Origin of the sequence: Salinivibrio sp. YCSC6 (genome assembly GCF_004916735.1) — a bacterium.
In the GTDB taxonomy this organism is placed as follows: Bacteria; Pseudomonadota; Gammaproteobacteria; order Enterobacterales; family Vibrionaceae; genus Salinivibrio; species Salinivibrio proteolyticus.
In genome coordinates this window covers 1,460,489-1,484,203 of the sequence record NZ_CP039516.1, presented here as the reverse complement: position 1 = coordinate 1,484,203, position 23,715 = coordinate 1,460,489, and the positions used below count along the sequence as shown (strand labels likewise).

Annotated in this window: 16 protein-coding genes; 5 read left to right on the top strand and 11 right to left on the bottom strand. The window is 48.1% G+C overall.

All coding sequences use genetic code 11. The annotated features are described in order from the left end of the window. Positions 1 to 25: 25 nt before the first annotated feature. Positions 26 to 1,216: an FIST signal transduction protein gene (locus E8E00_RS06710; RefSeq protein WP_096628381.1), complete on the top strand. Its 1,191-nt coding sequence runs from the start codon at positions 26 to 28 to the stop codon at positions 1,214 to 1,216. A 2-nt stretch (positions 1,217 to 1,218) separates the two neighbouring features. Next, positions 1,219 to 3,342 carry an ATP-binding protein gene (locus tag E8E00_RS06705; RefSeq protein ID WP_096628384.1) on the top strand — a complete coding sequence of 708 codons (2,124 nt, stop codon included), beginning with the start codon at positions 1,219 to 1,221 and terminating at the stop codon, positions 3,340 to 3,342. Positions 3,343 to 3,633: 291 nt separating this feature from the next. Here the strand turns inward: E8E00_RS06705 and E8E00_RS06700 are convergent, their stop codons facing one another. After that, complete coding sequence (locus E8E00_RS06700; RefSeq protein ID WP_069587715.1) at positions 3,634 to 3,924, bottom strand: DUF3634 family protein; 291 nt, start codon at positions 3,922 to 3,924, stop codon at positions 3,634 to 3,636. 59 nt (positions 3,925 to 3,983) lie between these two features. Next, positions 3,984 to 4,433 carry a macrodomain Ter protein MatP gene (gene matP, locus E8E00_RS06695; protein ID WP_069587717.1) on the bottom strand — a complete coding sequence of 150 codons (450 nt, stop codon included), beginning with the start codon at positions 4,431 to 4,433 and terminating at the stop codon, positions 3,984 to 3,986. 197 nt (positions 4,434 to 4,630) lie between these two features. Here matP and E8E00_RS06690 point away from each other — a divergent pair, with 197 nt between their 5' ends. Both E8E00_RS06690 and fabA read left to right on the top strand, forming a co-directional pair. Next, positions 4,631 to 6,286: a Lon protease family protein gene (locus E8E00_RS06690; protein ID WP_096628387.1), complete on the top strand. Its 1,656-nt coding sequence runs from the start codon at positions 4,631 to 4,633 to the stop codon at positions 6,284 to 6,286. 68 nt (positions 6,287 to 6,354) lie between these two features. Continuing rightward, complete coding sequence (fabA, locus tag E8E00_RS06685) at positions 6,355 to 6,870, top strand: bifunctional 3-hydroxydecanoyl-ACP dehydratase/trans-2-decenoyl-ACP isomerase (RefSeq protein WP_069587720.1); 516 nt, start codon at positions 6,355 to 6,357, stop codon at positions 6,868 to 6,870. Positions 6,871 to 7,091: 221 nt separating this feature from the next. Here the strand turns inward: fabA and rmf are convergent, their stop codons facing one another. The 9 genes from rmf to pepN all read right to left on the bottom strand — a co-directional run bounded on the left by rmf (position 7,092) and on the right by pepN (position 22,125). Then, on the bottom strand, positions 7,092 to 7,262 hold the full coding sequence (rmf, locus tag E8E00_RS06680; RefSeq protein WP_077456710.1) for a ribosome modulation factor: 171 nt from the start codon (positions 7,260 to 7,262) through the stop codon (positions 7,092 to 7,094). A 182-nt stretch (positions 7,263 to 7,444) separates the two neighbouring features. Further along, positions 7,445 to 9,367, bottom strand: coding sequence for an ABC transporter ATP-binding protein (locus E8E00_RS06675; protein ID WP_096628393.1), 1,923 nt, complete (start codon positions 9,365 to 9,367; stop codon positions 7,445 to 7,447). Further along, on the bottom strand, positions 9,354 to 9,608 hold the full coding sequence (locus tag E8E00_RS06670; RefSeq protein ID WP_096628396.1) for a glutaredoxin family protein: 255 nt from the start codon (positions 9,606 to 9,608) through the stop codon (positions 9,354 to 9,356). Before E8E00_RS06670 ends, E8E00_RS06675 begins: the two co-directional genes overlap by 14 nt. A gap of 2 nt (positions 9,609 to 9,610) precedes the next feature. After that, the gene (gene rlmKL, locus E8E00_RS06665; RefSeq protein ID WP_096628399.1) at positions 9,611 to 11,749 is read right to left on the bottom strand and encodes a bifunctional 23S rRNA (guanine(2069)-N(7))-methyltransferase RlmK/23S rRNA (guanine(2445)-N(2))-methyltransferase RlmL; all 2,139 of its coding nucleotides are present in this window, start codon (positions 11,747 to 11,749) and stop codon (positions 9,611 to 9,613) included. Between the two features lie 659 nt (positions 11,750 to 12,408). Beyond that, positions 12,409 to 12,963, bottom strand: a complete 555-nt coding sequence (locus E8E00_RS06660) for a cell division protein ZapC (protein ID WP_077456720.1) — start codon at positions 12,961 to 12,963, stop codon at positions 12,409 to 12,411. A gap of 156 nt (positions 12,964 to 13,119) precedes the next feature. Next, positions 13,120 to 14,133, bottom strand: a complete 1,014-nt coding sequence (pyrD, locus tag E8E00_RS06655; protein WP_096628402.1) for a quinone-dependent dihydroorotate dehydrogenase — start codon at positions 14,131 to 14,133, stop codon at positions 13,120 to 13,122. A gap of 61 nt (positions 14,134 to 14,194) precedes the next feature. Then, complete coding sequence (locus E8E00_RS06650) at positions 14,195 to 19,015, bottom strand: NAD-glutamate dehydrogenase (protein ID WP_096628404.1); 4,821 nt, start codon at positions 19,013 to 19,015, stop codon at positions 14,195 to 14,197. 185 nt (positions 19,016 to 19,200) lie between these two features. Further along, on the bottom strand, positions 19,201 to 19,419 hold the full coding sequence (locus E8E00_RS06645) for a DUF2835 domain-containing protein (protein ID WP_069587733.1): 219 nt from the start codon (positions 19,417 to 19,419) through the stop codon (positions 19,201 to 19,203). A gap of 96 nt (positions 19,420 to 19,515) precedes the next feature. Beyond that, on the bottom strand, positions 19,516 to 22,125 hold the full coding sequence (gene pepN, locus E8E00_RS06640) for an aminopeptidase N (protein ID WP_096628408.1): 2,610 nt from the start codon (positions 22,123 to 22,125) through the stop codon (positions 19,516 to 19,518). Between the two features lie 342 nt (positions 22,126 to 22,467). Here pepN and pncB point away from each other — a divergent pair, with 342 nt between their 5' ends. Next, entirely contained in the window at positions 22,468 to 23,640 is a 1,173-nt protein-coding gene (gene pncB / locus E8E00_RS06635) for a nicotinate phosphoribosyltransferase (RefSeq protein WP_096628411.1), read from the top strand. Positions 23,641 to 23,715: the final 75 nt, after the last annotated feature.

Sequence of the window (23,715 nt, the reverse complement as noted above, 5' to 3'; positions counted from 1 at the left end):
TGTGTCATTAAAACATACGGGTTGTATGAAAATAGCGACAGCACATACGCGACTGAGCGATGCGAGCCAAGCGGCACACGCCCTTGCTCGTTCGCTAAAAGCACGATTAACCACACCACAGCTCTTAATGGTGTATTTTACCGAGCAATATGATGCCGATCAGCTTAGAGAGACATTATCTGAACTGTTTCCAGAAGCCCAAATGGTCGGCTGCTCAACCTGTTGTGGTGTGATGACACAAAGTGGCTATATAGAAGGGCCGTCCATTGCTGTCTGGGCGTGCAATGATGAGAAAGGGTGCTATGGTTCCGCTTTGGTGCCGCACGAACCCCATCGTCAAGTCGCTGACTCTGCGCGTATTGCCTTGAACCAAGCGATCGAAAACAGTGGCCGATGTGGTGAGTTACCAAAACTCATTGCACTTCATAGCACCCCTGGTGAAGAAGAACATACATTGTCCGCGATTCGAGAAGAACTGGGGGTTGCAGTGCCGGTGATCGGTGGCTCAGCTGCCGCGGATAGTGTGCAAGGGCAATGGCGTGTCTTCGATAGCCAACGCACCGCAAATACAGGGGTTGCGATTAGTGTGTTTTATCCGTCTGCAAGAGTCAGCTACTCGTTTCATTCCGGCTACGCAGCTACTCAGCGCAGTGCAACAGTGACGGATGTAAGAGGGCGCCAATTGGTTAGTCTTGATCACCAGCCCGCGGCAGAGGTCTACAAAGCATGGTACGAGGCGGAAACCGGTATCGCCTTCGATACACAACAACCAGTGTTTACGCAATCCACATTGTATCCGTTGGGTACCCAAACTGGCACCATTCATGGTCTACCTTATTACACATTGGCCCATCCAATGGCATTTAATGAGCAAGGCCATTTAGAGCTATTCTCTCAGCTCGAAGTCGGTCAATCGGTGCACTTGATGTATGGGACCAGCAAAGGATTAGTCGCGCGCGCTAGCCGAGTAGTGGAATCAGCCAATGATCATGCGTTGCGACAGCCTGAACCCTTAGGGGGATTAGCGATTTACTGTGCAGGATGCATGCTGCATGTCAAAGACAAGCTAGAGCAAGTCGCTCACAATATCAATATTGCGTTATACGATGCGCCTTTCGTTTGTCCGTTTACCTTTGGCGAGCAGGGTTTGTTCAAAGGTGGCGAGTTGTCTCACGGTAATTTAATGATCTCAGCTGTGCTATTTCACAAGGATTAATCATGGCGTCGCAACGACTCACTGCGTCTGCTCGCTCAGACTCAGAATCGCTCCAAGAAACATTGTTCGAACTCAGTCGCGTCGAGGCGAGAGAAAAGCGTCTGCGTGAAGAAAACGATGCCATCTTATCTGCGATTTCAGCAATGACAGAAGCGACGACTAAAACGGATATCTTTGCCTCGCTATTAGGTGTGATCCGTCGCTATGTCAGCTTTGATAGCGCCTTAGCCTTGAGCCGAAACCGAGAAACTGAAGACGCGTTCCGCTGCCTCGTAGCAACAGACAGTTCTTTGGAAACCGTGACTTGGCAAACGGGGGAGGTGTTTCGTCGTTGTGTCCGCGGTGAGACAGTCGCGATTTATAAGCCAGGATTGGTCAAAGAACTGCACTGTTTGACGCACCAGTATGCTGGATATATCAATGGAACAGCACTGATCAGCGGCCTGACTGTTAACGACAGTGAAGTGATGTTGGTGTTGTTGTCGCATCGACGCGATTCATTCAACGACGAAGCCCAGCAAGTGTTAGACAGATTTCGTCCATTAATCCAACGGACGATTATGGATATCGATTATCGTCACCGCCTGCACACGCTGGTTGGGATCCGCACCCAAGAGCTCAATGCAAGTCGTCAACGTTTTCAAGATTTTGCCCAAACAGCCAGTGATTGGTTTTGGGAATTAGACAACAGCTTTCATCTTACTTACCTTTCTTCGCCGTCAACCGATGCGGATATCGATCCGGAAGCGCTACTTAATAAAATTAAGTCAGATACGGCGCTGAAAGCACGCTTAGAACGACTCATCCGCCACGAGAAAGCGTTCAGTGATATTGAATGGCATATGCGCGCCGGTACAAATAATTACTGGGTAAGTTTGTCGGGCCGCCCCTTTTATAATAAACGGGGAGAATTAGTGGGGTATCGTGGCACGGCCAAGGATATTACTACCACCAAGCGTCGTGTCGAAGAGCTACAACAAGCACGCCAACAAGCAGAGCTAGCCAATAATGCGAAGTCTCAATTTTTGGCGGTGATGAGTCATGAAATACGAACTCCGTTAAACGCGGTGCTGGGGCTGATTGACGCACTGCAAAATTCTTCGCTTAACGCTGATCAAATGGCATGGGTAGGGCAGATGGATAAATCGGCTCAGTTGCTCTTAACGCTTATTAGTGACGTGCTTGATTTATCAAAAATTGAATCCAATCGCTTTTCTCTGTCTCCCTCCGTCATGCGCCCTAGTGACAGTGTCACAAATGTCTATCAGCAATTGGTCGATCGTGCCGATAAAAAACATATCTACTTATCCATGTCGGTTTCATCTGTGGTTCCAGAGACGATTTTTATGGATGAAAATCGCTTTACGCAGATCTTACTGAACCTTATCGGTAACGCACTCAAATTTACTGATCGTGGTGGTGTCACCGTATCTCTTGATGCCGAGCAGCACACGTTGGTGTTATGGGTGAAAGATACCGGCATCGGTATCGAAGAAAATCAACTCGCGCGGATATTCGATCCCTTTACTCAAGCAGATGGCAGTATCACGCGCCGTTTCGGCGGAACAGGGTTAGGACTGTCTATCTGTAAAAAGCTGGTTGAAATGATGGGTGGGACCATCAGCGTGCAAAGCGAGCCAAACCAAGGAACAGATTTCTGTGTTCGTTTGCCCATCATTGCGCCTCCCGATGGCGCATTACCGCCGGAACGACCAAAAACAGATGAAAATCATGATGATGTAGTGCCTCCGATGACGATTTTAGTGGCCGAAGACAGTCGCGCCAACCAAATGGTGGTGAGACTCATGCTGGAAAAGCAAGGCCATCGAGTCATTTTGGCATCCAACGGTGAAGAAGCCGTTCACCATATTCAGCAACACCTCGATGATTTTGATTTAGTGCTCATGGATATGTCGATGCCAGTGATGGACGGCATTGCCGCGACCAAGGCATTACGGATGGCAGGCTTTGACAAACCAATTATCGCGCTAACGGCTAACGCGATGGACGAAGACCGCCGTCGCTGCATTCAAGCGGGCATGAACGACTTCGTCACCAAACCGGTCAGAGCTGAAAGCCTCCATGCGGTGCTCAGTGACTACCAGCCCGGATTACATACCGAGTAACTCGCGCTAGCCATTGCGAGGTCTAATTACAATGAGTTGAATCGGTTTATACCAAGTTGGGATAATCAGATTAAAAGAAGTAGTAATTAGCTATTTTATGGTAAATAGCTAATTACGTTTAATGGCACGGATGAAGTAGAGAAGCGTATGGTTAATCGGCAGACATCACAATCAATTGTACACCTCATTTAACATAATCTATATAATGCGCACTTGGGTTTAATTGTTAACACAGAGGCGACGTGTTGATTATCGCTTCCAACAGTAATGTTATTTGAGCGAAAACTAGCACTATTTGAATGATTGATGTGGAAAAACGTTTTTGATGCGCTGCTGTGTACGACTATCGATGCTGCGTGACATGACCAATTTCGCTGGCTTAAAACGGTTGCTATACACTTTAACGGTTCCGGTAAACGGATTTCGTTTGGCAATTTCTTGGCAATCATGCAAGAAACCTTTTGGCACTTTGCCTTTGTGACGAACAAGCTGACCATCTTTAAATGCGATGACAATCAAAGGTCTATCAATCAACATAAACGCGAGGAAAATCGCGAACGATATAAATAAAAAATAACCCATAATACTGCTCTAACTGCTCCAGAGTCAGACTCTTGCTGTGAATGCAATCTGTCCAACGGCTACATATCGAGTAAGTTGCTCAAATCTTTTTTCAGTGCATCAACTTGCTTGCTAGCGCTCTCTGTACGGTTTGCCTCGGACAACAAATACTCGATGGTATCGGATAAGGTCGCGTCTAGCTCATGCGCTTTTTGTGATAGCCGTTCCCAGACCCGATAATCCAAATCAATTGATTTTTTGCGGGTGTGTTCTTGCTCGGCATTGAAGTGACGCTTTCGCTTGGCACGAATTGCTTGTTTGAGCTTGTTATCGAGCGCTGGCGACATGTGCTTTTCAATCCATTGATTGACGCGCGTTGGCTCATGCTCAATCGCCATTAACGCATCGATAGCCGTTTGTATTTCGGAACTATCAATGTATTTTGTGACGGTGTCACCATCTTTCCATTTTTTGACTAGATAGGTCCATTTCCAGCCCGCTTCGAGGTTTTCGAGTTGTTGATATTTCATATGCCCAAGCTTTGATTACGCCGATTGGTGACAGCGTAACATCAACTGTCAATCTGTTCAATTATCACACATAGTAAAAGCGGCGTATCGATTCCCTGCCCGTCGTTTACCGGTGTGCCCATAGCGAGTATGCCTATTCGCCCAGTGTGTTATCCTTTATACTCGTTCCATTCTAATCCTAGTCAGTAATCATAGACATGCATGAAGTTGATTGGCGTGATGCCAAACCACATTATTCTCAGTTTACCCCAGCAATTGCTCAATTTGAGACATTGGAAGCGGCTGAGCTATTCTCACTCCAATCTCGACTTGGTCGCGCGTTCCGGTGGCTAATGACACCAGACTGTCCAACACAGTGCTTAGTCGTCATGTCCTCTGATTTGCCGGGCTATCTTAATGCGTACCAGGATGCGTTAACCCAAATTGATGCACATACCCCTGTGATTGTGGGTGAAAACATCACTGAGACATCACTATTCGGCTTTGCTTATGATGAAAATAAAAACGTTACAGCGTCACAAAAGCAATTTGGCTTAATTCATCAAGCTCATCAAGGCGCCATCATTCTCAAAATCGCAGATGTGCTTCAACAACCGCGTGTTTGGCTTCGTTTGCGTCAACTACTCGCCACGGGTCGCTTACCCTGGCAAACAGCACGTGCCGATCAACTGACCGCATTGCCTGATGAGACGCTCAGCGTCCGAGTGATACTGGTGGGCGATCGACAATGGTTAGCAGATTTCGAGACTCATGAACCTGACTTGTACGATGGTATCGCCGCATTCGCGGAGTACGAACAAGACATTGAAGTCAATGAGAACAATATTGAAGCCTATCTTGCTTGGCTAAAAGGCATTGCAAATCAATTAACAGATAAAACCATTACTGATACTGCCATTGTCCAACTGATGCAAGCAGGAGCGAGAGAAAGTGAAGCCCAGCACCGTATGCCTTTGTGCCCAGTGTGGTATCAGCAGCTGCTTGGCGAAGCACTTATGCATGCTAAAAACCAATTGGACGGGGACGCGATTGCTAAGGCATTAGCAGAGCGCTATCAACGTGCCGCCTACTTGCCTGAACGAGCCATTGAAGATATCCATAAAGGCCAAGTATTTATTGATACTCGCGGTGAACATATTGGCCAAATCAACGGTCTCACTGTCATTGAAGTCCCTGGCCATCCCATGAGCTATGGTGAACCGGCACGTATTTCATGTGTTGTACACTCTGGCGACGGCGACATTGCTGATGTGGAACGCAAAGCGGAACTCGCGGGTAATATTCATGCCAAAGGCATGATGATTATGCAGGCCTTTGTTAGTGCTGCGCTTAATCTTGATGAACCATTGCCCTACTCAGCGTCCATTGTGTTTGAGCAATCTTATTGTGAGGTCGATGGTGATAGCGCTTCCTTGGCAGAGCTGTGTGCTTTTGTTAGCGCGCTTTCCTTGCAACCTATCAATCAAGCGATTGCGATTACGGGCGCTGTCGACCAGTTTGGACGAGTGCAAGCCGTAGGAGGGATCAATGAAAAAATTGAAGGTTACTATCAAGTTTGCGCGCATCGTGGCTTAACTGGTCAGCAAGGCATTGTATTACCGAAAACAAATCTTTCATCGCTCTGCCTACGCCAAGATGTCGTGGATGCGATAAAAGCCGGTCAATTTCATATTTGGGCGGTCGATGATGTCGAACAAGCGCTTCCTATCGTGACTGGGCTCCCATTCTCAGGAGACGAAGGCGAAACATTACTTGGCAAAATTTCTGACAGGATCGATCACTTTCATAATGGTGAAAAACAAACCTGCAACACTTTGTTTAGCCGATTAAAAAACTGGTTGGGCCAGTACTGATCCGAGTTGTTTGGCGTACACGTGTACGCTAATCTGCTCGCAATTGAATAAGGAGCAGTTTAGATATAATGAAACGCCAAAATTCCTATAATCGTGAAGACCTTCTCGCCTCTAGCCAGGGTGAACTATTTGGCCCTGGTAGACCGCAACTCCCCGCGCCTAACATGCTCATGATGGATCGCATCGCTGAAATCACCGAACAAGGTGGGGATTTCGACAAAGGGGTCATCATCGCCGAGCTCGATATTAATCCTGACCTTTGGTTCTTCGACTGCCACTTCCCGGGTGATCCTGTGATGCCGGGTTGTTTAGGTCTTGATGCAATGTGGCAGCTTGTGGGATTCTTCCTTGGCTGGGTTGGTGGCGAAGGTAAAGGACGTGCGCTTGGTGTGGGTGAAGTCAAATTTACCGGCCAAGTACTTCCTACTGCCAAGCAAGTACGCTACGAAATTCACATGAAGCGAGTGATTAACCGCAAGTTGGTGATGGGTGTTGCTGACGGGCGCGTGCTTGTCGATGGTAAAGAAATCTATGTCGCCAAAGATCTGAAAGTGGGTTTGTTCCAAGATACATCAGCATTCTAACTAATACTGTATCTCTACACTTCTCCAAGCCGGCATCTACGCCGGCTTTTTATTATCCCCGACTCGCTTTAATAGACTTGTGAATTGAATTTAGTGATTTAGCTTAATGGGAACTCGTTAGGTATGATTTATTCTTGTTTTATATATAAAGTTATAGTGCATTAAATAGCCAAGAAAAAGGCCTTACCCGAACGATAAGGCCAAAACACGGCAATAAATGATTACTTCATCATTTCAGATTTATTACTTCTGCCTTCACGCCAGCCACCAAGCCAGTGGCTCCTTGCATCCGTTTGTTGGTAAGGACATATATCAGACGATCGACCGTTGATACCTGCTTGGAAGCCTTTTGACTGTGCACGTTCCAAACGATCTCGCTTCTGTCTTTTCATAGAGTCGCCCTCTTTATTCCATCTTATTCAGTGCTACTTGCTATCGCAAGGATGCTTCTGTCCGTGACGTTTTTATGAAGCATCCTCTACAGCTTCGATCATGATTATTTTTTAATCAAGACATATCGCACCAATGACAATGAAATTGTGAGTCGTGCCCAAGCCTATTAGTGACAACGTCACTATGTGTCTTGCTGCATGGCCTCTAATTCTTCCCACCGTTCAAAGGCTTGCTCCAATTCTTGCTCGGCTTCCGAGAGTCTTGTGAGCTTTGGCTGAGTAACCTCCTGACTTTTAGAGAAAAATTCAGGATCATTCATTTCTGTTTGTAGGCTGTCGATTTCGGCTTCTAGCGCTTCAAGCAGTGCTGGCAAGGCCTCAAGCTCTCGTTGCAATTTATAAGATAACTTACGAGGCTTACCTTTAGGTTTTGCCGTCTTTTGTTCCGTATCTTGGGTGTTTTTTACACGCTTAGGATCGGACTTTGACGGTGTGACCGCTTGCAAAAATTGCTCACGCTGCTGTTGTGCATCATGGTAGCCGCCTACAAACTTATTGATGGTTCCATCGCCTTCGAAAATCCAGCTATGCGTCACGGTATTATCAACAAAGTGACGGTCATGGCTAACGAGCAACAGCGTTCCTTGGAATTGCGACAGTAAGTCTTCGAGTAGCTCCAAGGTTTCAATATCAAGGTCATTGGTTGGTTCATCGAGAACCAATAAGTTAGCTGGCTTTAAAAAGAGTTTCGCCAGCAATAGCCGGTTCTTTTCACCGCCCGATAGCGCTTTGACCGGTGTTTGAGCGCGTCGAGGATGGAATAAGAAGTCTTGTAAATAGCCCATCACATGGCGTTTACGTCCGCCAACGTCGACTTCGGTTTTCCCACCCGCCAGATTGTCGATAACGGTTTTTTCCGGGTCGAGCTTTTCTCGGTATTGGTCAAAATAGGCGACATCTAACTTGGTGCCGACGTGCAAATGGCCAGTGTCAGGCTCGAGTTGCTGAAGCATGAGCTTTAGTAGCGTACTTTTTCCGCACCCATTGGGACCAATCAACGCAATGCGATCGCCACGCATCACTGTAAAGCTAAACGGTTTAATTAAGGGTTGTTCTTGATAGGTGAAACTGATGTTTTCAGCCTCAAAAACAATCTTACCGGAGCGAGAAGCATCATCGAGCTGGAGATTTGCATTACCCTGTAACTCAACCCGGTTAGCTCGCTCTTGTCGTAGCGCTTTCAGCGCACGCACTCGCCCTTCGTTACGCGTTCTTCGCGCTTTGATGCCTTGTCGAATCCACGCTTCTTCTTGCGCCAGCTTCTTATCAAACTCGGCATTTTGCTCCGCTTCAACGCGCAGGGCTTCCTCTTTGCCTTCAAGATACTTGTCGTAGTCACCGGGCCAAGAAGACAGCTTGCCGCGGTCGAGATCTAAGATACGCGTTGCCATGGCTCGAATGAAAGAACGGTCGTGAGATATAAAGACAATGGCGCCTTTAAAGTCTTTTAAGAACTGTTCAAGCCACAGAATGGTTGATACATCAAGGTGGTTTGTTGGCTCATCAAGCAGCAGTACATCGGGCTCGCAGACTAATGCTCTCGCTAGTGCGGCTTTACGTTGCCAACCTCCCGAGAGCGCATTCAACGCGGTATTGCCGTCTAAACCTAATGCGCCTAGCACTACCATAATCTGATTGTCGAAGCGCCACGCGTCTGCATGGTCAAGAGCCTCTTGCACACGTGCAAGCGCGGCAATGTTGCGATCGCTAGGATCGGTTTCGATCGTCGCGATCAACTGGTGGTATTCCCTGAGCTTCGCGCCCGCTTCGGCCAACCCTTCGGCGACATAATCGAAGACAGTACCATCACTGTCGCGAGGCGGATCTTGCTCAAGACGCGACACTTTTAATTCAGATTGGCGTTGAATCGAGCCATCATCCAGTTGAACTTGACCGTCAAGCACCTTCATCAACGTCGATTTTCCCGCGCCGTTGCGTCCCACCAAACATACGCGTTCGCCCGGTTGTAAAATAAAATCCGTGTGGTCGAGTAAAGGATTATCGCCGTACGCTAACTGTGCGCCGGTAATTTTAATCAATGCCATGTTCTATTAACCAAGCCTGTAATTGTGTTGAATCGAATGGCCAGCCAAGCTCTGCCCTCACCTGTCCTTCTGACGTCAGCGCGGCAATCACAGGAATAGTGACGCCGTAACGCTCAAATAGCTTATCATCAAAGGCGATATCTTGGGTGTCTAGGGGTGTCTGGCACCCCAACGACTGATAGAGTTCATAGGCTTGTTCACAGAGGTGACAGCCTTCCGTGCTGTAGAGCATTAATGCCATGCTTAGGCCTCTTGGTGACGAATGATCCAGCAGTTATGAATGTGAGGATTGCGCGCGAAATCTTCTGGTATCGAGCGCTTAGTTATATTTTCAACGCGTAACCCAGCTTCAGCCAGCGCGTCGGTATCCATTTTGAAATGGCGTTTGTTGTTAGAGAAAATGATCTCGCCGTCTGGACGAAGCCGCTCTTTCAGTGCTAACAACACATCAACGTGATCGCGCTGAACATCAAACGTCGTGTTCATGCGCTTGGAGTTAGAAAACGTCGGTGGATCAATAAAAATCAAGTCAAACTGGCGGTCTGATTGGCGGATCCACTGCAAACAATCGGCATTTTCGAATTGATGTTGACGGCCCACAATGCCGTTGAGCTTCATATTACGTTCGGCCCACGCCAAGTAGGTTTTGGACATATCGACCGTGGTTGTTGAGCGAGCGCCCCCAACCGCCGCGTGGACGGATGCACTGCCGGTATAGGCAAAAAGGTTTAACACATCTTTCCCCGCGGCCTTCCGGCCAATGAGTTTGCGCGTTGGGCGATGATCGAGGAATAAGCCGGTATCGAGATAGTCGTAAAGGTTAACTTCCAAGACAACCCCATATTCATGGACCGTCATGGTACGTTCGCCTGCCGCCAGCTTCTGATACTGGTTATTCCCTTTTTGTTTTTCTCGGGTTTTGAGGACAACTTTGTTGACGTCGATCCCGGTCACCGCGATCGATGCTCGAACCATATCCAGCAAACGACGACGCGCTTTTTCTGGTTCAATCGTCTTGGGCGCGGCATACTCTTGAATGACTAAATAGTCACGATAGCGATCAATGGCCGCTTTATAGTCCGGCAAATCCGCATCGTATAGGCGATAGCATTCTAACCCTTCTTTTTTCGCCCATTTATCTAACTTGGCCATGTTTTTACGCAAGCGATTGGCAAAGTCGGGCGCGACATCCGTGCTCCCGTGCGCCTCATTATCCTGGTCGGATCGGGGCTTCTCGCCACGCGCGGTAATACCATATGTTTTCATTACGCAATCAATCGCGCCATTGCGTAGCTTGAACTTGTCATCCGCGCGCATACGTAAACAGCTCAGCAACTCCTCAGAGCCTGAGTACAGTGATACCTGATTACCGGCAAAACTCTGCTTGAGGTGATCACCGAGTTGGGTATATAGCGCAATCAAACCTGGGGTTGTGCCAAGACGCTCACCATAAGGTGGGTTAGAAAGAATATGACCGCCGGTAAAGTCTTCAGGTGGCGTAACCTGAGTGGCATCGGCAACATCAAACGTAATCAGTTCGCCTACCCCAGCGCGTTTTGCATTCGCCCTTGCCGTTTCGACCACCCGCGGGTCATTATCAAAGCCAAAAAAGCGAGTTTGGCACTGACTCACGCCACGTTTTGCTTTAACGCTCGCTTCAGCTTTAATGCTCTTCCAAGCGTCACTGTCGAACCCAAGTAGTGATTCAAACCCCCAACGTTTCCGTTTCAAGCCCGGAGCCACGTTCGCCGCAATCATCGCCGCTTCAATCAACAAAGTGCCTGAACCACACATCACATCCATAAACGGTTGTTCAGGCTGCCAACCACAACGTTTTACCAGTGCAGCAGCATGGGTTTCACGCAATGGCGCCGCACCAGCTTGTGTACGATATCCGCGTTGGTGCAAACCACTGCCAACCATATCGATACCGAGCACGCCCTGCTCTTTAGATAAGCGCATGTGAATGCGTAAATCGGGCTGCTCGCGATCGATACTCGGTCGAGGGAAGTTCATTTTTTCAAACTTATCGACGATAGCGTCTTTTACTTTCAGCGCACCGTATTGGCTGTTGCGGATTTCACGGTTAGTCCCGTTAAAGTCGACGGCAATACGCTGGCTGGAATGAAAGTAATCCGGCCAATTGATGGCGGTGGCGCCGAGATAGAGATCCATATCATCGCGCACCGTAAACTCACTCAGTACCAACACAAAGCGAGAAGCAATACGGCTCCATAAACAACACTGATATAGGGTTGCGTCGTCGGCTTTAAACTTCACGCCTGCGTGAACTTGTTTGAGGTTGGTGGCACCGAGTTGTTCTAGCTCTTGTGCAAGCAAGTGCTCGAGGCCTCGAGCGGTTATCGCGAGATAGTGTTTCATTGGTTCTCTACACCCTTGGGGCGTCATTTATCAAATTGGCGCCGATTATACATCAAACTGAACATACTCGTGGGATTAAGCCACATCATCCACATTGATTGTTGAAATAATCACCACCAATTTGTTTCTGATAAGAATCAATCTCCCCCCTACCAACTGTTTCTGTTAAGACACAAACACATCTACCCACGATCGCACCCTGTTTCTCAACGGAAACACTAGGATGAATCCCTTTCGTGGCGAGGGTTGGCGGCGAATCAACATAGCAATTGGTAAGCATTCACTATGAACAAAGCTCACGCAAACAAAGCGGTCGTGCTTTTAGCTAAACAGATTAAATCCCATCAGGCAACAATAATGCCACCCCTAACTGGTATAGACCAAAAGGTATATTTGAAAGCGTATAATATGAAAAAATAGGAAGAAAGCGGTAATAGATTGCCGCAAAAGTGGTGTCTTTTACGTCAGATTGGCCTCATGGCCGTGCGACTTTTCGCACGAATTTTGTTCAATCAGTAGATATAGATCACATTTTAATCGACAGGCTGTTCGTCATTAGAAACGAGTTTGGCCAAGGAAGCGGAGAAAATTCGTGAATGATGAACGGAGATTTTAAGGGGGGAAGCAAATAAAGCGTGGGCTGGTACCAAAAATGGTACTCAGCCCACTAACGCAAATCGACCTTTTCGGTTATTTGTTTGAGGTATGAATTGAGATAACCGGTCGTTCATTACTTTAATCGCACCACAAAACGCCAAGGTTTTATTGTCGCTAAGCTGAAAATCGGCCTCACGAGCGAGCATGCACAATGAAGCCGAGCCTGCGTTTTCTATGATTAGAAATGGCGCCCTATCTCCCGCTTGGCTTTGAAGCTCTACAACCTGACCACACTCAGGCGCTGAGAGCGGTTCAAGCTGAGGGTCAAAAAACCAACTTTTCGGCAAGATAGGTTTGTGGAAGCGATAGGCTGCCACTGCGTTCAAAGCGAGTTCGGCTCGTCGAGGAGCCGACAAATCGAGGCATGACAAGGTATCTGTCATGCTCTGAAAAAGGGATGCGTCCTCTACAGAGAATGGGGACTCAGAGAACGCATCGGGGATGAGGTGTTTGGCACTGATGGCGACGCGAAATAGCATGTCATCGCCCAAATCAAGCATTAGCGATTCCGACTCGGTGTCGAAATACCATGTCCATGCATTGTTAGGTTTTAACATACTCAGCTCCCGCGACGATACATCTAATGGGGTATCTGGCTTTGCCAAACGTGCCACATTCCCGAAGTGTAATGGCTTAAGGGCAAAAAAAAAGGGGAAGAAACCTTCCCCTTTTCACGTTAAAACCTTTATTTTTTATACAAATTTTAGTGATGGTTAGATATTACGAACTAATTGCTTCACTAAACCCGGCCCCTGATAAATCAGCCCAGTGTAAACTTGTACCAGCGCAGCACCGGCAGCCATTTTTTCGCGAGCCGCCATCACCGAATCAACCCCACCGACTCCAATAATGGGTAAGGCACCCTCTAAGGCTTGGTGAAGACGGCGAATAACTTCGGTGCTCTTCAGTTGAACAGGTCGACCACTGAGACCGCCCGCTTCTTGGTAATGTGGCATACCATCAACCAGTGCGCGATCTAAGGTGGTGTTCGTGGCGATCACCCCATCAATCTGATTCCGCACTAATGTTTGCGCAACTTGCTCAATTTCCTCTTCAGTCAGATCAGGTGCTATCTTGACCGCAAGCGGCACATACTTGCCCTGTTCTTCACTCAAGCGCGCTTGTTCCGCTTTCAAGGTACTCAGCAATTCATCTAGCGCTTCACCGTATTGCAAGCTTCGCAGCCCAGGCGTGTTGGGAGACGAGATATTCACCGCAATGTAATCGGCGTATGCATATACCTTTTGCATACAAATGACATAGTCATCCGTGCCTTTCTCAATCGGCGTATCTTTGTTTTTGCCGATATTGATGCCTAGGATCCCATCAAACCCTTTGGCTTTTTTAACGTTTTCAATCAGCGCATCCACACCCAGGTTATTAAAGCCCATGCGATTAATAATCCCTTCTGCATCTTTGATGCGGAACAATCGCGGCTTATCATTTCCTGGTTGTGGTCGTGGTGTCACCGTTCCGACTTCGACAAAGCCAAATCCCATCGCTCCAAACGCTTCTATGCACTCACCATTTTTATCAAGCCCTGCGGCAAGACCAACAGGGTTTTTGAAGTTGAGTCCCATAACGGTAACAGGACGAGGAGGAAGATGCTGAGAGTAGATAAAACGAAGGGGGGTCGAATGAAAACGGGAAAGCGAGCTGATCGTGACGTCGTGTGCTTTTTCTGGATCCAATTGAAAGATTGCCGGTCTGGCGAGGCGGTATAGCATTATCCCTCCTAATAAAAAAGCCCCGTTATAAACGGGGCTAGATTATTGCCTTATTACTGCTTTAATTCAAATTTAAAAGCGATAATTCGCGCAGCGCAACCGAGAATTTCGCAAATTCATGGACCGAGCCGACTTTGAACTCATCCACAATGCTGCGCCAGCGGCCCAGAATCATGTCATGCTCCTCCATCCAAGCGTCGAGTCCTGCTTCTGCGTCTTGTTTCGGATCCATTTCTGAAACAATACGCGCAGTCAGCAAACGTTGCTGCCAATCCAAGTCTTCTCGGAACGAAGCACGTGCAAGCGCCTGCCAGTGGTTGTCGACCGGTTGGTTGTTGATTTGTTTCAAGAACCAATGCAGCGATAAGGTATCACCCAGCACATAGTACAAGCGTGCCACCAGCTCGAACGGTTTATCTAACTGCTCGGATACTTGCGCCAAGTCGAGGCCCGAGAAGATGCTGGTCAAGCGGCACACTTTGCTTGCCAACTCGTCGGGTACACCCGCTTTGCGCAGTTTCTCCGCCTGATCGTCGTGCTCTTTAATCTCACTGTCGACCAAGTAGCTATCCAGGTTCGCTGCCAAGTTTTGTAACGCAGGACGATAAAACGCTACTTGCGCTTCAATGCTCTCGCCTTTGCGTTTGTTGCGAAGCATCCAGCGAGTCGCACGACGCAACATGCGACGACAACGGAACAAAATGTCGTATTGAACGGACGCGCTCACTTGGTTATCTAATGCGCGAACATCATCAAATATCTGTTCGAAACCAAAGACTTCACGAGCAATCGCGTAAGATTTAGCAATGTCACTAACACTGGCACCGGTTTCGTCTTGCATACGGGTGATAAAGTTAAAGCCCATATCATTCGACATTTGGTTCGCCAGCACAGTCGCAATGATCTCACCACGCAGTGGGTGCGACTCCATCTCTTGACGATAGTGACGTTGTAACTCTTTCGGGAAATAACCGGGGAGCAGTTGACCAAAGTGACTATCTTGTGTCACCTCATCGACCACCAGCTGCTCTTTTAACACCATTTTGCCGTACGCGACCAGCACGGCAATTTCTGGACGTGTTAAACCATTTCCACGCAAGTTACGTTCCGCGAGCGTCTCATCATCAGGCAAATACTCAAGCGCACGATCTAACTTGCCCTCTTTCTCGAGATAATGAATAAAGCGGATCTGCTCTTTGAGCAACGACGCTTGCTGGTTGTGCGTGACAGAGATAGATTCACTTTGACTGTAGGCATCTTCCAGCACAATCTCAGAAACATCATTCTCCATTTTCTCCAGCAGTTGATTACGCTTTTTCAAGGTAAGATCACCGGATGCCACCAAGCCATTCAATAGGATCTTGATGTTTACTTCGTTATCCGAGCAATCAACGCCACCCACGTTATCAATAAAGTCTGTATTAACACGACCACCTTTTAGTGCGTATTCAATACGCCCTAATTGCGTCATACCGAGGTTACCGCCCTCACCGATAATGCGCGCACCTACTTCCTTACCGTTAACACGTAATCCGTCATTCGCACGATCACCCACTTCTGTATGGGTCTCGTTTGCGGCTTTCACGTACGTCCCAATCCCGCCATTCCAGAGCAGATCTACTTTGGTTTGTAGGATCTGCTTGATCAAGTCGTTCGGCGCCATGGATTGCTTGCGCGTACCCAATAGCTTTTGGATCTCTGGCGTCAAGGTGATGGATTTCGCACGACGAGAGAAAACGCCCCCGCCTTTTGAAATCAGCTTGCTGTCATAGTCTTCCCAACTAGAACGAGGCAAGTTGAATAAACGCTCACGTTCTTTCCAACTTTTTGCGGCGTCCGGTTCTGGGTCAATAAAGATATGCATATGGTTAAAGGCCGCAACTAAGCGAATATGCTTAGAAAGCAACATGCCATTACCAAATACATCGCCGCCCATGTCACCAATCCCGACACAAGTAAAATCTGTCGTCTGGCAATCGATGTCTATTTCGCGGAAATGGCGTTTTACCGACTCCCAGGCCCCTTTCGCAGTAATACCCATTTTCTTATGGTCGTAACCATTGGAGCCACCAGAGGCAAAGGCATCCCCTAACCAGAAGTTGTATTGTGCTGAGACACTGTTCGCCAAATCAGAGAAGGTTGCCGTGCCTTTATCCGCCGCAACCACCAGATAAGCGTCATCATCATCATGGCGTACCACCTCATTTGGCGGGGTCAGTTCGCCCTCGATGATGTTATCCGTAATATCCAACAGGCCTTGAATGAAAATACGGTAACAGCGTTGACCTTCTGCAAAGATCTCATCGCGACCGGTAAACTGGTGTTGGCGTTTACAGACGAACCCGCCTTTCGCGCCTACCGGCACAATCACGGTATTTTTCACCTGTTGCGCTTTAACGAGGCCAAGCACCTCGGTACGGAAGTCTTCTTGACGATCTGACCAGCGCAAACCACCCCGAGCGACTTTCCCCCCGCGCAGATGCACACCTTCCACATCGGGTGAGTATACGAAGATCTCGTAGGCTGGCACCGGTTGAGGGATCTCGGGAATGTCTGCAGGTTGCAATTTTAATGATAGATACGGCTTATCCAGGCCATTCTCTGGGTCTTTTTGGAAGAAGTTGGTGCGCAATGTCGCCAACATCATTTCCATATAACGACGGATAATCCGATCGTCATCCAGACTTTCCACTTGCTCAAGCGCGTCTTCGATCTGGGCGATCAATTTGTCTTGCGCACGCTGCGTATTCTTCGCCGCCGGATCAAACCGTTTGTTGAACAGTTGAACCAGCAAACTCGCCAGATCAGGATGGGATGCCAGCGTCTCTTCAATGTATGCCTGACTAAACGGAAAACCGACTTGTCGCATATAACGCGCATAGGCACGAAGGATAGTCACTTCACGGCCCGATAGCCCTGCATTCAAGACTAAACGGTTAAACCCATCGTTATCCAACCGTCCGTGCCAAATATCAGCAAAGGCCTGCTGGAAACGATCCCGCGCTTTCGACAAGTTGAAGGCTGAACCGGCACTGTGCAACATCGAGAAGTCGAGAATCCAATAGATGTCACCATGACTGGTTTCGACTTCATACGGCGATTCACCAATGACACGCAGACCGAGGTTTTCTAACATCGGCATCACATCGGATAAGTGGATCGGCTCGCCTTTTTGGAACAGTTTCAGGCTCACCGCATTAGAGTGATGACTCACCTCTTGTGGACGATAGAACAACATGTCCAATTTATGGTCGTCACTTAAGCCTTCCAAACGTTCAATATCAGCCACCGCAGAGCCCGGTAACATCGCTTCTTTATAGGAACGAGGGAACGCGCGTAGGTAACGCTTCGCGATCGGCGTACCTCGGTTTTCGCCAAAGTTGGCAATCACCGCTTCTTGTAAACGGTCATCCCATGATGAAGCCGCTTCGGTAAGGTTTTGCTCAATCTTTTTCACATCAATATCGAAGTTGTTGTTATCGACCCGCACAATGTAGTGCGTGCGTGCCAATGGGCTTTCAGAGAAGAAGGTGTTGAACTCAACATCCTGATCAGAACCAAAGTACTGCTGGAAAATACGTTGCGTCTGACGACGAAATTCCGTGTTGTACCGCTCACGCGTGATATACACCATACATGAGAAGAAACGGCCAAACGGATCGCGACGGACGAACACACGCAGCATGTCACGGTCTTGCATTTGCACGACGCCCATACCGACATTACGCATCTCATCTTCGGTGGCTTGGAACAGCTCATCACGTGGATAGTTTTCGAGGATGTTCGCCAGTGCTTTCCACGAATGAGACTCTTGATAGAAGCCGCTGTTATCCAGAATGCGGCGTACTTTATTGCGTAATACCGGAATACTGGAGGTCGATTGGTTATACGCCGATGACGCATACAGCCCCGTAAAGCGATGCTCACCAATCACATTTCCCTGCGCATCAAATTTTTTGATGCCGATATAGTCAACATAGGCAGGTCGGTGCACACGCGACTTCGCATTGCTTTTGGTCAGTACCAACAGCTCTTTCTTTAATGCCGTTGCACGCGCAGACTCGGGCATTTCCGACAAGCGCACCACATTCGGTGATTTGTGCTTTTTGGCCAGACCGAGTGCATCACATTCACTGGAGGCGCGAAGCTCATAGTCCCCTTCAACGGCCACAAGGTCAAAACACTTGTAACCCATGAAGGTAAAGTTGTTTTCGGTAATCCAAGTCAGAAATTCAATCGCTTCTTGACGGCGCTCATCATCAAACGGCAGCGTGGCCTCTTTCAGTGATTTCACCAAAGACAGCATTTGCTTGCGCATTGGCTGCCAATCATTCACGACCATCACCACATCGGTCAGCGTTTCATGGAGCTCTTTTTCCAACGCTGCCATTTCAGCATCTTCTGACATCTTATCGATTTCGATGTGGAAAGTGCTTTGGAATTGGCCATTTTCACCGCTGATCTCAACCACATCACCTTGTTGGTTTTTCAACGCTTTCACGGGCGTATTTAGCATCAGGTGTGTCGTGATCCCCAATCGATTGAGGGCCATACGGACGGAATCTACCAAAAACGGCGCATCCGGGGCGAGGATTTCGACAATGGTATGGGTTGATTGCCAACCGTTACCACTGAGGCTGGGATTAAAGACCTTAACGAATATTTTATCTTGTTCGAATGTGTTGAGGTGATGCCACATGCTCATCACGGCACCATAGAGATCTGATTCATTGCGCTCCTGCAAATCATTATCAGAAATTTGACCCAATATCCTTTTGGCTAATGCATCGACGAGTGGCTGTTGAGTATCATCCAGTTTATCGGCAATCAGTTGATAAACTTTCTCAAGTAACACCGGTACTATAGGGTCACGCGAGGTCATTCTGGAACTCCGTAGTCCTTTTTTAGACGTTATCTTTGTAGTAAGTATTAGAGGTAAACATTGCGTTAACATACGCACTGCCTAGTGTAAGGCTTGCTACACAAAAACGTTATATCTAAACAGCTGGATTTATACGAATTTCGCGAGAATGTGACTGGTGTAGCTATTTCCTTTGCTACGTTTGGTTAGGCGATGCGCTCGAGAGAGCGAAAGCGATTCTCCTCATCGGTGGTAAGTTTAAAACGGCCTCGTATACCGAGTTGTGAGAGATAAGGACGAAAGCGTGCGGCGGGAATTTGCAAGCGTAATCCCTTATCGGTAGTGACCACCACACTCGACGCGGCGCCACTGTAATAGAGCTGATACTCTGAATAGGAAATATTGACGTTAAAACGATAATCCATCGTGTTGATGCTCAGTCATTTTTTCTCTGCACAGGGTAACAAAAAAGCCGCCCAAATTGGACGGCTTGATGATCATTGGGTCACGATTAGCTCGCCCTATTGTTCGAGCGTTTTTTGCACTTTCTCGTACAAATCGTTAGCCAAGTTATCCATGTCAGCCAACTCTTGTAGCACTTGGCGCATATGCTGCTGACGTTCAGTGTCGTAATACGCCAGTTTAAGCAATGGATCGATTAAACGAGAAGCCACTTGCGGGTTCGATTCGTTTAACGTTACCAAGATCTCTTTCAAGAATCGGTAGCCGCTTCCATCTTTAGCGTGGAAGTGCACAGGGTTGCGCGAACAAAAGGCACCAATCAAACTACGGGTTCGGTTTGGATTCTTAAGGCTAAATGCCGGATGAGCCATTTGTGCTTTCACCCCTTCCAAGGCATGTTCTGCCGGATTTATACCTTGCAGCACAAACCACTTATCCATCACTAGCCCGTCATGCTGCCACTGGTCGCTAAAGTGCTTCATCAAGGACTCGCGGCATGGCAGTTGCGCGGCGTTGGCCGCATGCAGTGCTGCCATTGTATCGGTCATGTTGTTGGCATTACGGTATTGTGCTTCGACCCAATCATTGCCGTTTTCAGTATGTGCAAGATAGCTTAAACACGTGTTGCGTAAGTCACGCTCACCAATCGCTTTATGGCTGATTTCATATGACGCTTGCGTATATTGGCGATAAACCGTTTCCAGCTCATCAACCATTTCATCCGCGAATTGCTGTTTGAAAGCAGCCATGACCATGTGAATCGCATCCACATCCACAACATCAAACCAGCCCGCCACTTCGTTTTCAGAAGGTAACTTGAGCACTTCTGCAATCAATGCCGGTTCAGTGTTTTCGCTCAGTAGTACTCCACGGAAAGCATCAACCACTGACGCTGGGATCACTATCTTTTCATCATTTTGTACGCGTGCCACATTGGCCTTGATGTGTTTTGCTAGCAAACTTTGTCCGGCATCCCAACGAGCAAAATCATTGCGCGCGTATTGCAGCAAGAAGGTTAGATCTTGATCTTGGTAATCATACTCAAGCTTCACCGGTGCCGAGAACTCGCGTAGCAACGAAATCACTGGCTGCTCATCCACCGCATCAAAAATAAAGGTTTGCTCTGCTTCAGTCACCGCCAAAATATGGTGTACAGGTTCTCCGTGACGCTGTAACTCAATAACACTGCCATCTGCACGATACAGTTCAATATCGAGCGGAATATACAATGGTAGTTTTTCCGCTTGATCGGCCGTTGCTGGCGTATGTTGCTTCACATGCAATGCCAGTTGTTTAGTGGCATCGTCATAGGTTGAAGATACATTGAGAACCGGCGTGCCCGATTGACTGTACCAGCGTCGGAATTGGGTTAAATCAATCCCTGAGGCATCTTCCATTGCCTGCACAAAGTCATCGCACGTTGCAGCGGTGCCATCATGGCGTTCAAAGTAGAGCTTCACGCCTTTTTGGAACCCTTCTTCGCCAAGAATGGTGTGCATCATGCGGATCACTTCACTACCCTTTTCATAGACGGTAAGGGTGTAGAAGTTATTCATTTCGATCACTTTTTCCGGGCGGATCGGATGCGACATCGGGCTTGCATCTTCAGCAAATTGAGGCCCGCGCATAACGCGAACATTTTCAATACGGTTGACCGAGCGAGAGCCCAAGTCAGACGAAAACTCCTGATCGCGGAAAACCGTTAACCCTTCTTTCAGGCTCAGCTGAAACCAATCACGACAGGTGACTCGGTTCCCCGTCCAGTTATGGAAGTATTCATGACCAATAACCGCCTCAATCCCCAAATAGTCGGCATCGGTTGCCGTCTCTGCATTGGCAAGCACATATTTGGAGTTAAAGATATTTAGGCCTTTGTTCTCCATGGCACCCATATTGAAGAAATCAACGGCCACGATCATGTAGATATCAAGGTCATACTCAAGGTCGAAGCGTGTCTCATCCCATTTCATCGCATTCTTAAGCGAAACCATGGCGTGATCGGCGCGATCTAAGTTGCCTTTATCCACGAAAATTTCGAGGGCCACTTCACGACCTGAACGTGTCACAAAGCTGTCACGCAACACATCAAAATCACCAGCAACTAGCGCAAACAGATAGCTTGGCTTTGCATACGGGTCATGCCACTCAACCCAATGACGACCGTTATCCAACTCGCCCGACGCAATTTTGTTACCGTTACTCAGCAAGTATGGATAAGACGCTTTATCCGCAATCACCTTGGTGGTGAAACGTGCCAATACATCCGGGCGATCGAGATAGTAAGTAATACGGCGGAAGCCTTCTGCTTCACACTGCGTGCAATACGCACCGCCTGATATATACAAACCTTCAAGGGCCGAATTATTTTCTGGGTCGATCTCGGTTTGGATCGTGAGCGTGAACGCCGCAGGCACATCACGGACGATGAGTTTGCCTGACTCTTCACTGTAGGCCGTCCATGCATCGCCATTGATGTCGATACGCACTAACTTTAGGTTTTCGCCATCCAGTTCAATGTCAGTCGCATTGTCATTTAAACGCTTCACTTGGCTCACGGCCGTTACCAAGGTTGCGTTTGGCTCAAGATCAAACTCTAGGTTTAGGTCGGTAATGGTAAAATCAGGGGCGCGATAATCTTTACGATATTTCGCAGTGGGTTGTTGAGACATGTTGAATCCTTATTATTGGGTGTACCTCAGCCAACAAATCGTGTCAGTGACTGCCTGACGCCAACCTTGGCGAGCAGCGTGCTACACCATACCGCGCTCGCAAAAAGATGACTATAGGTTTAACACTTTGTTATCAATTGTTTGCGTATGCGATGTGTAAAAAACGCCTCACAAACTGTCAATGTGACGACAAAACCTCTCAAATTGGCGAATTGTGCAGCATATTGTCAACGCAGGCTGCCAATCCGGCAGGAAATATAATGTGACGACGGTTAAATTTTACAGAAATTGCGGTACTATGACGCCAATTTCGTTTTGTAACACGTAAGGCGTTCCACACGCATGCACAATCCGATCATCACTTCACTGCTGGATACGGACGCATACAAGCTGAATATGCAGCAAGCCGTCTTTCATCACTATCGTGACGTTCACGTCACCGCGGACTTCTATTGTCGGAGTGATGAGAATTTGACTCCGCTAAAAGACGCGGTGATAGCGCAAGTGAACGCGCTAGGCTTACTGCGCTTTACTGAGCAGGAGTTAAATTATCTGGCCTCGCTCGAGCTCTATCAAGCAGATTTTCTCTCATACCTGAAGCACTTTCAGCTTCGCCCAGAGCAAGTTACTGTCACTATCGAAGAAGGACAGCTGGCGATTCATATTGCTGGTCCGTGGTGCGAAGTGATTCTCTGGGAAGTGCCATTACTCGCGATTATCTGTGAGTTACGGAATCGCATCTGCTACCCCACGTTCGGGGTGGAGCACGCACTCGCCCGACTTGAGGAGAAACTGAATCATTTACCCGAAGACGGCTTTGCCGATGACTTTCAATTGGTCGACTTCGGCACACGTCGCCGCTTCTCGCGTGATGTGCACTATGCCATCGTTAAACGCCTGAAAGCCGCTTATCCCCCGCTAAAAGGCACCTCCAATGTTTGGTTAGCGAAAGAGCTTGGCCTGCCCCCAGTTGGTACCCAAGCTCATGAGTGGTTTCAAGCGCATCAGCAGCTGGCGGGAGCGTTGGCCGATTCACAACAGCTCGCGCTACGTGTTTGGTTAAAGGAATATCCAAACAGTCTGGGCATCGCCCTGACCGATTGCATCAATATGGATGCTTTCCTTCGTGATTTTGACAGCGAACTCTCGCAAGCCTTTACCGGCCTGCGTCATGACAGTGGCGATCCCATCGCTTGGGGAGAAAAAGCCATTGCCCACTACCAGCATCATGATATAGACCCTGACACTAAGACGTTGGTCTTCTCTGACAGCCTCACGCTGGCCAAGGCTATTCATATCTATCGCCATTTTTCAGGACGGGTGCAAACATCGTTTGGAATTGGTACCCAATTAACCTGTGATCTACCCGATGTGAAAACCCTTAACGTGGTGATCAAACTCACTAGCTGCCAAGGCAAACCCGTCGCCAAAATCTCCGATGAGCCCAACAAAGCAATTTGTAAAGATGAGGCGCATTTGAGTGCGCTGAAAGCCGCATTTAGACTGATTGATTAAAAGAATCAGGTACAAAAATGCCCGCTGTGATGCGGGCATTTTTTTCAGCGCGTGATGACTTATTGTCTTGTTTGG

Coding starts and splice junctions, on each gene's coding strand:
- E8E00_RS06660 (WP_077456720.1), bottom strand. CDS start 12,963: ATGTTAAAACCTAACAATGCATGGACATGGTATTTCGACACCGAGTCG.
- matP (WP_069587717.1), bottom strand. CDS start 4,433: ATGAAATATCAACAACTCGAAAACCTCGAAGCGGGCTGGAAATGGACC.
- E8E00_RS06675 (WP_096628393.1), bottom strand. CDS start 9,367: ATGGCATTGATTAAAATTACCGGCGCACAGTTAGCGTACGGCGATAAT.
- rmf (WP_077456710.1), bottom strand. CDS start 7,262: ATGAAAAGACAGAAGCGAGATCGTTTGGAACGTGCACAGTCAAAAGGC.
- pepN (WP_096628408.1), bottom strand. CDS start 22,125: ATGTCTCAACAACCCACTGCGAAATATCGTAAAGATTATCGCGCCCCT.
- E8E00_RS06690 (WP_096628387.1), top strand. CDS start 4,631: ATGCATGAAGTTGATTGGCGTGATGCCAAACCACATTATTCTCAGTTT.
- fabA (WP_069587720.1), top strand. CDS start 6,355: ATGAAACGCCAAAATTCCTATAATCGTGAAGACCTTCTCGCCTCTAGC.
- pncB (WP_096628411.1), top strand. CDS start 22,468: ATGCACAATCCGATCATCACTTCACTGCTGGATACGGACGCATACAAG.
- E8E00_RS06710 (WP_096628381.1), top strand. CDS start 26: ATGAAAATAGCGACAGCACATACGCGACTGAGCGATGCGAGCCAAGCG.
- E8E00_RS06670 (WP_096628396.1), bottom strand. CDS start 9,608: ATGGCATTAATGCTCTACAGCACGGAAGGCTGTCACCTCTGTGAACAA.
- E8E00_RS06650 (WP_096628404.1), bottom strand. CDS start 19,015: ATGACCTCGCGTGACCCTATAGTACCGGTGTTACTTGAGAAAGTTTAT.
- E8E00_RS06700 (WP_069587715.1), bottom strand. CDS start 3,924: ATGGGTTATTTTTTATTTATATCGTTCGCGATTTTCCTCGCGTTTATG.
- rlmKL (WP_096628399.1), bottom strand. CDS start 11,749: ATGAAACACTATCTCGCGATAACCGCTCGAGGCCTCGAGCACTTGCTT.
- E8E00_RS06705 (WP_096628384.1), top strand. CDS start 1,219: ATGGCGTCGCAACGACTCACTGCGTCTGCTCGCTCAGACTCAGAATCG.
- pyrD (WP_096628402.1), bottom strand. CDS start 14,133: ATGCTATACCGCCTCGCCAGACCGGCAATCTTTCAATTGGATCCAGAA.
- E8E00_RS06645 (WP_069587733.1), bottom strand. CDS start 19,419: ATGGATTATCGTTTTAACGTCAATATTTCCTATTCAGAGTATCAGCTC.